Consider the following 8,084-nt stretch of genomic DNA (forward strand, 5'->3'; position numbering starts at 1 on the left):
GACAACCTCAAAAACCTTCAAGAAAATTGATTTTTCTTGGAGGTTTTTTGTTATCTATAGTTAATGATCATATGAACTTTTTACTGACCATTATATAGTTGTCGTCTATCAAAGCTTCGCTGTTGTCACTTACTATATGAGGTCTGTCATGCGCAAAATTCCTATCTACTCCCACCCTGCTGCTGGTTGGCCTGCGCTGATCTCCTCTACCCAAAAGCTAATGGACTATAAGACATTTTTGCGCGGCGGTATAAGTGTATTTAAAAGTAATCAGCCCCAAGGCGGATTTGACTGCCCAGGCTGTGCTTGGCCTGACCATAAGTCACACAAAGCCATCGATGTCTGTGAAAACGGCATTAAAGTCATTGCCAGTGAGACCATGACCCACAAAGCAGATGCCGAGTTTTTTGCGAGACATACCGTCACTGAGCTACAGGGCTGGACTGGTTACGAGCTGGAGCATAGTGGTCGTTTATCAGAGCCGATGTATTACGATGCGGCGCAAGATCGCTATGTTCCTATCCCTTGGGAAGCTGCTTACAGCATAATCGCTGAACAGTTAGGACAGCTAGATTCACCGGATGAGGCATTATTTTATACATCAGGCCGTGTGACCAATGAGCCCGCCTTCTTATTTCAGTTATTCGTACGCTGCTTTGGTACCAATAATTTGCCTGATTGCTCAAACATGTGTCACGAGCCAACCTCAGTAATGCTAAGCAGACAGCTAGGTATTGGTAAAGCGACTGTGATGCTAGAAGACTTTGAGCAGGCCAAGTTGATATTAATGTTTGGGCAAAACCCAGCGACTAACCATCCACGTATGCTAGAGATGCTCGCCCATGCGCATGAGCAAGGCTGTCGAATCATCTCAATCAACCCGATGCGTGAGCAAGGCCTGAGTAAGTTTAGAAATCCGCAAAAACCAACTCACATGGCAGCTGGTCAAAGCGCTGACATGGTCGATGATGTTGTTCAAATTCAAATCGGCGGTGATGCAGCGCTATTGACTGGCATTGCCAAGTGGTTAATCGAAAACGATAAAATAAATCATGAGTTTATTACCACTCATACTTCAGGCTTTGAACCTCTAAAACAGTGGCTAACAGAGCAATCATGGTCAGATATCACACTTGGCTGCGGTATTTCTCAGACAGATATTATCAATCTCGCTGAGCTGGTAGCTGATAGTCCAGCAACGATTTGCACTTGGGGCATGGGCATTACTCAGCATGTACAGGGTGATGACAATGTGGCGATGATTACCAACTTGCTCCTGCTGATGGGTATGATTGGTATCGACGGCGCTGGTGCATCCCCAGTACGTGGGCACTCCAACGTACAGGGCGATCGCACTATGGGTATCCATGAGCGTCCTAGCAAAAGCTTACTAGACAGTTTAGAGCGTGTGTTTAAGCACCCTATGCCACAAGAACATGGCTACGATGTCGTCACAGGTGCCAAGGCTCTTATCGCAGGTAAATTGAAAGTCTTTATGGGCATGGGTGGTAACTACGCAGTGGCTGCCCCTGATACCAGCGCTATTGAGCAAGCCTTAACCACTACTCAGCTTAATATATTTGTCGGTACTAAGCTCAATGAGACCATGCTATACCCCGGTGCTAATAATTTGATCCTACCTTGCTTAGGCCGTACCGAGCGTATTGTCACAACAAAGGGTGAGCAATTTGCCACTATCGAAGACTCTATGTGTCAGATCGTACCTACTCAAGGTAAGCTCAAACCTGTTAGTGATACTCTAAAATCTGAAGCGCAAATCGTAGCGGATATCGCGACTCATGTACTCGGCGCCGACTCGTCTATTCCTTGGTTGGCGATGAGTGAGGATTTCGATATTATTCGAGACTATATCGCTCAAGCTATTAACGGATTTGAAGACTTTAATCAGCGTATTCGCACCTCTGAGCGTGGCTTTCATTTGTATCATGCGGCGCGTCATCGTGTATGGAATACCGAGAGCGGCAAAGCTCAGTTTGAAGTACCGCAATATCCGATTACTTTTGTCGCAGCACAAATGGCAGCCGCAAACGATATCGATGAGCATGCAGATACAGCACAAAAAGTTTGGCAGTTGACCAGTGTCCGTAGCCATGACCAATTCAACACTATGATTTTTGGGTTTAAAGACCGCTATCGTCAGACGGATCGCCGTGATGTGCTATTCATGCACCCTGATGAAATAAGTCGTTTAGGTTGGCAAAAAGGTGACCGTGTTATGGTCACTCGCCAGCGTGCCAAAGACAGCCTAGAGCAACCGCGCGTATTAGGCCCATTGGTATTGAGCGAGATGGATATTGCCTCTAACGCTGTCGCTGCTTACTATCCTGAGTGCAACGACCTCTTTGATTTAGAGACACATGCGCCAGACTCTCATATCCCAGCGTACAAATCGACGACCGTCGTTTTAGAGCGCGTAGAGGCAAATACATCGATAGCTACGCCTGCGTAAATCATACTGCGGAGAGCTAATGAGAATGACTTTTTCATTGGCTCTACCTCTATATGACTATAAGCACACTCATAATTTTAGGCCATAATAAATCGTGATAACCATTGAAAATAATGCTGAACAAAGTGAGGCTCTTATCGGCCCCGCTATGATAGATAACTCAACCGACATTAAGAGAGTTGTACCTAAATCACCTAACGATAATAGGTTGTCAGAGACACCAATTGCTCGTAGTCACTTAGCACAAAAGCATCATTACCCGTCAGTTATTAGCAACCCTAATAATGACTCTCACCTTCAAATCGAATCTCAGACCACCAGCTTAGCAGTCGAAGCTGCGGTCTCTATCATTATTAATGGGATTCATTATGCTGTGCTGATGGCTAGTCCTCATCAGTTAGAGTATTTGGCTGTTGGGTTCTTATTTAGCGAAGGATTAATTCAATACAGTCACGAGTTACTCGACTGGGAAGTGACTCACCTTGCAGATATCGCTAGCTACCAGAAGTTCGTTCAAGATTCGAGTGACGAAGATCTTGACTCAGTATCAATTGAGCAAAGCTTAGAACGATTTCAAGATTACGATATCTATGTCGTGGAGTTGGTATTGAGCCAACGCTGCCATCAACGTATACAGGCACAAAAGCGGCAGCTCGCAGGGCGTACAGGCTGCGGTATGTGCGGTATTACTGGACTAACGCAAGCTTTGCCTGATTTAAGTACTTACTCACAAGACCATTTACACCATGAACATAACCGACAGACAGGTATAAATGGCATTCAAACGAGCGCACCAAGTCTTGACTCCCTATTGGCACTGCGTCAACAAGTGGATGCCGCGCAACATACGCATCAACTGACAGGTGCGGTACATGCCGCAGCGACGATACATAATCAGCAGCTACATTTATTCGAAGATGTAGGCCGCCATAATGCACTTGATAAACTCATCGGTTGGCAATTACGCCAAAAAGCAGACGTTAGCTGTGTGCTTATGACTTCGCGTCTCTCTATTGAACTGGTTCAAAAGTCTATTCGAAGTCAAATCCCATGGCTAGTTGGCATGTCAGCACCCACCAGTACAGCCGTGCGCGTGGCTGAGCGTTATGGTCTTGGATTGGCTGGATTTTTACGTGATAACCGAGTCACTTACTACACCAAACAAGATAATATATAAAAATTCACGTCTACTTGTTCATTGAGAGCACCCATCTATCGCCCATCATCTATTTCTTTCTAATGAAAACTTCAGCTAATCATTCATAGGTGAAATTTTGCTCATAATGATATATCACTTGATGCTGCTCATAATAAAGTCCTATTTTTTCAATGGCTTATTAAAAATATCATTGAATCTCTTTAAACAAATACTTATATGTCATCTGCGGTCATTGTCTGGTAAATATCGGATAATGTTTGAGGTTAGTGACATAATAGGTTACTCTTATCGCGCAAATATGTTACAGGCACTTAACAAATATGTAGTTTTATTTATTAATGCCGCTTAGTAACACATCAATCGCAATAGATGAGTAGAGATTTCTCAGCTATTGTTTATTACAGCTAATAAGGCTGTCTAAATCGAGTTCGGGTCATTTTATCATGGCTTAGTGCTTATTCGTAATTCCGCTATAGACACTCATCACATGAGTTTTCTTTAGCATGTAGCTACCTTTGTGTATGCCTATTAATAGCGTGATGGTTTACCCATTAACTGACGCCTATTGAAAGTAGTCCCTGTCTTTTTGATTTGACAGTATCTGTCTCATTAAGATTTGGGCGTAACACTTAGCATTTGCTTACCACTGCAGTTGGTATTTTCGCTATTTATATTAGCCACATACGTTCGGTATGAGGACTGTGTAGGCTATGCTGTATTCCTAATGGTTTGGTATCTTTCATTTTTGCTGAACTTTATTCATCAACTAACAATTGCGAGGTCTGAGTTTGAAAACTGAGTCATTGTTCCAATTTTCATCATTAACGATTATTTTATTATTATTAGCATTTTATGGCGGCACCTATTTACTGTCCTTATTAATCAAAAAAGATAAAGAGACAACTTCTGGATTTATGGTCGCAGGTCACGGTGTTGGCTTTGGTATGGGTGCAGCCAGCATGACCGCCACTTGGATTTGGGCAGCCTCATTTTACGCTGCGGCCACCTCTGGCTATAAGTACGGCGTATCAGGGCCGATACATTATGGCTTTTGGGGTGCATTGATGATTTTATTCATCTACCCTTTTGGTATGCGCTTTCGTGAATTGGCACCAGATGGCCATACACTAGGTGAACTGATTCATGCCCGCCACGGTTCATCAAGCCAATTAATCTTAGCCATATCCAATATTATGGGCAGTTTAATTAGCTTGATGGTCAACTTTACCGCTGCTGGGGCATTGGTGTCAGTCCTGTCGCCATTATCGTTCCAAACAGGGGTAATGATCGCAGGTATCGGTGTCCTGAGTTATACATTGACATCAGGGTTTCGAGCATCTGTCTTTACGGATTTCGCCCAGTTGGTCGCTCTAATGGCCATTGGCATTGTCATTATTCCCGCCGTGTTATTTGGCATGGGTGGCCCTGAGGTTATGGTCAGCGGGCTGTCGAACCTGACGTTAGAGCAGCAGAACTTTTTCTCCTCTGAGGCATTCTTTCAACAAGGTGCGCCTTACTTCGTCGCTGTATTAGCATATGCTATCGGTAATCAAACCATCACTCAGCGCCTATTTGCGATTGATAAAACTAAGATTAAAGCGACGTTTATCACTGCTACAGTCGGCTATGCTGGTATCGTTATTGGTCTTGGAATGATTGGACTAATGGCTGTGACGATTGGCGTGGAGCCACTCGATGGCAATATGAATAACCTCATTCCTCAAATGGTCAGTACTTATCTGCATCCTGTCTTTATCGCCTTATTCTTTATCTTAGTGATTGGGTCGTTGTCCTCGACCGCTGACTCAGATTTATCAGCGCTATCAACCATTATGATGGCTGATGTCTACGGTAAAAATATCGCCAAAAAAGGCCATGTTAAACCTAAAACAATGATGCTAATTGGTCGCGGCACGATGATTGTTGCGACAGCAGCTGGACTAATTTTTGCGAGCTTTAAGCTTGATATTCTCGTCATGCTAGTATTTGTTGGTGCACTATGGGGGGCTATTGTCTTCCCTGTTATCGCCAGTGTGTTTTGGAATCGCGTCACCAATACTGCCTTTACCTCAGCAGTTATCGTCGGACTACTCTTATTTTGCGTTGCCCGTTTCGAATTACTCCCAATCACTGGTGTCACCGCCCTATTCTTTGAAATACTGGCCAGTGTCGGTGCAGCCGTCGTTATTGGGCTAATGGTCTTTGGATTCTTAGGTCGTAAGATTGGCATGGTCGCCGCAGTTATCACGCTAGTGCTGATGCTTATCTTCGCTACTGGCTTCTTACGTCAATATATGGTCCTGCTAGCCTCTCTAACAGCTTACGGCGCTAGTACCGTCGTCTGTGTGATTATCAGCCTGATGGGAGACGAACACTTCGACTTCGACTTAATTAAGCAGCGTGTGGGCAATTACGATAAAAAGTCGGAAATCCCATCGTCACTTAAATCTTAAATCAAAGTCGCTTTATCCAAGTGCCGATTGGCCAGAAGTATTTGGCTAATCGCTACTTACTTAGCGATATTATAAGGAGATATCATGGACAACGTTTTTATCTACGGCTTATATATCTTAATTTGGCCCGCCATTACTCTTGGCGTACTCGTATTAATTTGCACGGCCACTTATCGTGATGTGAAAAGTGCCAAACGTAACAATAAAGATATAGTTTAGCGCACTATATCTTAAACCATCATCATTAAACACTGGTTTACTAATAGTTTGAAAAAGCCTATTAACAGTATAAACGCTTCTAAATTGGGGCTAAATATAGATAAGATAATAAATAAGCTGTTTTTAATGAAAAAAGGACTTGTAATTTACTATATTTTTGCTAATATAGGCGACCTTGATTGGCTGGATGGCAGAGTGGTCATGCAGCGGACTGCAACTCCGTTAACGCCGGTTCGATTCCGACTCCAGCCTCCAATTATTTATTAACTTTACGTTAATTTTGGCTTGCATTATTATCACAACCGATTATAATAGCGACCACTTATCTAGTAACTAGATGGTCTATCAGCTAGTTTACATGTTAGATAAAACAAGTTTTGCCCGGGTGGTGAAATTGGTAGACACAAGGGATTTAAAATCCCTCGCTAGCAATAGCGTGCCGGTTCAAGTCCGGCTCCGGGTACCATTACATAGTCCTATACTATCTTATAGAACAGCTAAAGCCCCTGATATCAGGGGCTTTGTTGTATCTGGCGTTCCATACTGTCCTGCTCTATCTATCCCAATCCATGCATCTGATGTACATGAATCTCTTAGTGCTCATTTAAAATAATCATGACGAGCGATATAGATGACGAGCATCTCAAACGCCCTACTCACCTATACCACTATTCTTAGAGAAATCTAACTAGACTACACACTTGGTTTGGCAAGTAGCATTGTCAATTTTTGCTTTTAACAGCTAAATCAGCTATCCAACAATACGTTGCCATAGTCATCACGCAAATCCTTTTTGACCATTTTCCCAGCGCCATTCAGCACAATGTTATCTACAAATATGACTTTATCTGGTATTTGCCAGCTGGCGATTTTACCTTCGTAAAAGCTCAGTACTTGCGACTCTTCAATTTCTGAATCTGGCTCCTTCACCACAATCAGTACTGGACGTTCGCTCCATTTTTTATGTTTTGCAGCAATAGCGGCCGCCATTCTTACCTGCGGATGGGCGACTGCGATGTTTTCTAGCTCTACTGACGATATCCACTCTCCACCAGATTTAATCAAATCTTTTGAGCGATCCCGAATATTCATATAGCCATCGGCATCAATGGTTGCAATATCACCTGTGTCGAACCAACCGTCTTCAGTTATCGCATCAGGATTCTCTGTGTAATAATCATTGATGATCCAGTGCCCTTTAATCTGTAGGCGACCTTGAGACATACCATCTTCTTCGACTCGCTGTAGCGGCTCATCAGTATCTATGAGGCGTAGCTGAACGCCATAAGGTGGGCGACCTTGAGAGTTGCGTAATTCGTTAATCTCATCTTTACTCAGTGATTTATGCTTGGCCTTTATTTGATTCATCGTGCCAAGTGGACTGGTTTCTGTCATACCCCAGCCGTGTACCGCATCACAATTAAAATCTTCTCTGAAGGTTTTGATTACCGATGGTGGGCAAGCTGCTCCACCCACGATGGTACGGGTCATACTATCAAGCTTGCTACCTCTGGCTTTGGCAGCGGTCAATAGACTTTGCCAAATCGTTGGAACGCCTAAAGCAACCGTGACATGACAATCATCGATGAGAGATACTAAGCTATCACCATCGAGATTTGGACCAGGAAGTATGAGAGAGCAACCAGTCAAGGCAGCTGCATAAGGTGTGCCCCACGCATTGACATGGAACATCGGTACTACTGGCAGTAAAACATCTTGTGCAGAGAGCGCGGAGACATCAGGCATGCATAACGCCATCGCATGTAGCACAGAAGAGCGATGC

The 8,084-nt window shown here is 43.7% G+C and carries 5 protein-coding genes and 2 tRNA genes; 6 read left to right on the forward strand and 1 reads right to left on the reverse strand.

Features of this window, described 5'->3' with window-relative positions:
- Positions 1 to 148 precede the first annotated feature (148 nt).
- From JMY00_RS03295 to JMY00_RS03315, 6 genes are all read left to right on the forward strand, one after another.
- Positions 149 to 2,470: an FdhF/YdeP family oxidoreductase gene (locus JMY00_RS03295; RefSeq protein ID WP_201579115.1), complete on the forward strand. Its 2,322-nt coding sequence runs from the start codon at positions 149 to 151 to the stop codon at positions 2,468 to 2,470.
- Positions 2,471 to 2,564: 94 nt separating this feature from the next.
- On the forward strand, positions 2,565 to 3,647 hold the full coding sequence (locus JMY00_RS03300; protein WP_240990635.1) for a formate dehydrogenase accessory sulfurtransferase FdhD: 1,083 nt from the start codon (positions 2,565 to 2,567) through the stop codon (positions 3,645 to 3,647).
- Positions 3,648 to 4,432: 785 nt separating this feature from the next.
- Positions 4,433 to 6,082, forward strand: a complete 1,650-nt coding sequence (locus JMY00_RS03305; protein WP_319823146.1) for a sodium:solute symporter family protein — start codon at positions 4,433 to 4,435, stop codon at positions 6,080 to 6,082.
- A gap of 84 nt (positions 6,083 to 6,166) precedes the next feature.
- Entirely contained in the window at positions 6,167 to 6,301 is a 135-nt protein-coding gene (locus tag JMY00_RS13590; RefSeq protein ID WP_219621825.1) for a putative transporter small subunit, read from the forward strand.
- 181 nt (positions 6,302 to 6,482) lie between these two features.
- A tRNA-Cys gene (locus JMY00_RS03310) sits at positions 6,483 to 6,556 on the forward strand.
- A 124-nt stretch (positions 6,557 to 6,680) separates the two neighbouring features.
- A tRNA-Leu gene (locus JMY00_RS03315) sits at positions 6,681 to 6,767 on the forward strand.
- 281 nt (positions 6,768 to 7,048) lie between these two features.
- On the opposite strand, the gene JMY00_RS03320 is transcribed toward JMY00_RS03315, so the two are convergent.
- On the reverse strand, positions 7,049 to 8,084 hold a 1,036-nt coding region (locus JMY00_RS03320), incomplete at its 5' end, for an AMP-binding protein (RefSeq protein ID WP_201579116.1).

Source organism: Psychrobacter sp. Pi2-52 (assembly GCF_904846705.1).
GTDB lineage: Bacteria > Pseudomonadota > Gammaproteobacteria > Pseudomonadales > Moraxellaceae > Psychrobacter.

What these genes read in the sequence shown, in the direction of transcription:
- JMY00_RS03295 (WP_201579115.1), top strand. Translation starts at nt 149, where the DNA reads ATGCGCAAAATTCCTATCTACTCCCACCCTGCTGCTGGTTGGCCTGCG.
- JMY00_RS13590 (WP_219621825.1), top strand. Translation starts at nt 6,167, where the DNA reads ATGGACAACGTTTTTATCTACGGCTTATATATCTTAATTTGGCCCGCC.